The sequence below is a fragment of the Streptococcus sp. 714 genome, from assembly GCF_013277115.1.
GTDB lineage: Bacteria > Bacillota > Bacilli > Lactobacillales > Streptococcaceae > Streptococcus.
The window spans coordinates 1-800 of the sequence record NZ_VMMH01000033.1 but is presented as its reverse complement, the minus strand read 5'-3'; the positions used below and the strand labels follow the sequence as shown (position 1 = coordinate 800).

Here is an 800-nt window from a genome sequence, read left to right as displayed (position 1 = left end):
CGAATCCTGTCTTCCCGATATATGGCGGTGTAGCTCAGCTGGCTAGAGCGTCCGGTTCATACCCGGGAGGTCGGGGGTTCGATCCCCTTCGCCGCTATAAAGATCTTGTTGGACCTTTAGCTCAGCTGGTTAGAGCTCTCGGCTCATAACCGAGTGGTCGTAGGTTCAAGTCCTACAAGGTCCATTTGAATAGTATGGAGGATTACCCAAGTCCGGCTGAAGGGAACGGTCTTGAAAACCGTCAGGCGTGTAAAAGCGTGCGTGGGTTCGAATCCCACATCCTCCTTTTTTATTAACGCGGGATGGAGCAGCTCGGTAGCTCGTCGGGCTCATAACCCGAAGGTCGTAGGTTCAAATCCTGCTCCCGCAATAAGGCTCGGTAGCTCAGTTGGTAGAGCAATGGATTGAAGCTCCATGTGTCGGCGGTTCGATTCCGTCTCGCGCCATTTTTATTAATAGTATGTATGCGGGTGTAGTTTAGTGGTAAAACTACAGCCTTCCAAGCTGTTGTCGCGAGTTCGATTCTCGTCACCCGCTTTGAACTTTGTTCAAATTACCAAGTTTTTAACTTGGGCGCGTAGCTCAGGTGGTTAGAGCGCACGCCTGATAAGCGTGAGGTCGGTGGTTCGAGTCCACTCGTGCCCATTAATTGGAGAATTACTCAAGAGGCTGAAGAGGACGGTTTGCTAAATCGTTAGGTCGGGTAACTGGCGCAAGGGTTCGAATCCCTTATTCTCCGTTTGAATGAGAGTTTATAACTCTTTTTTATTGCGCTTCATTATCAACTGTAGTGGGTTGAA

At 49.6% G+C, this 800-nt stretch carries 8 tRNA genes; all 8 read left to right on the top strand.

Going from position 1 to position 800, the window contains the following annotated elements:
* The first annotated feature begins 23 nt into the window (after positions 1-23).
* The 8 genes from HT718_RS09175 to HT718_RS09140 all read left to right on the top strand — a co-directional run bounded on the left by HT718_RS09175 (position 24) and on the right by HT718_RS09140 (position 739).
* Positions 24-97: transfer RNA gene (locus HT718_RS09175), tRNA-Met, on the top strand.
* A gap of 13 nt (positions 98-110) precedes the next feature.
* Positions 111-184, top strand: a tRNA-Ile gene (locus HT718_RS09170).
* A gap of 12 nt (positions 185-196) precedes the next feature.
* Positions 197-286 (top strand) — tRNA-Ser (locus tag HT718_RS09165).
* Between the two features lie 10 nt (positions 287-296).
* Positions 297-370: transfer RNA gene (locus tag HT718_RS09160), tRNA-Met, on the top strand.
* A gap of 3 nt (positions 371-373) precedes the next feature.
* Positions 374-446 (top strand) — tRNA-Phe (locus HT718_RS09155).
* Positions 447-466: 20 nt separating this feature from the next.
* A tRNA-Gly gene (locus HT718_RS09150) sits at positions 467-537 on the top strand.
* 34 nt (positions 538-571) lie between these two features.
* Positions 572-645 (top strand) — tRNA-Ile (locus tag HT718_RS09145).
* Between the two features lie 6 nt (positions 646-651).
* Positions 652-739: transfer RNA gene (locus tag HT718_RS09140), tRNA-Ser, on the top strand.
* Positions 740-800 lie beyond the last annotated feature (61 nt).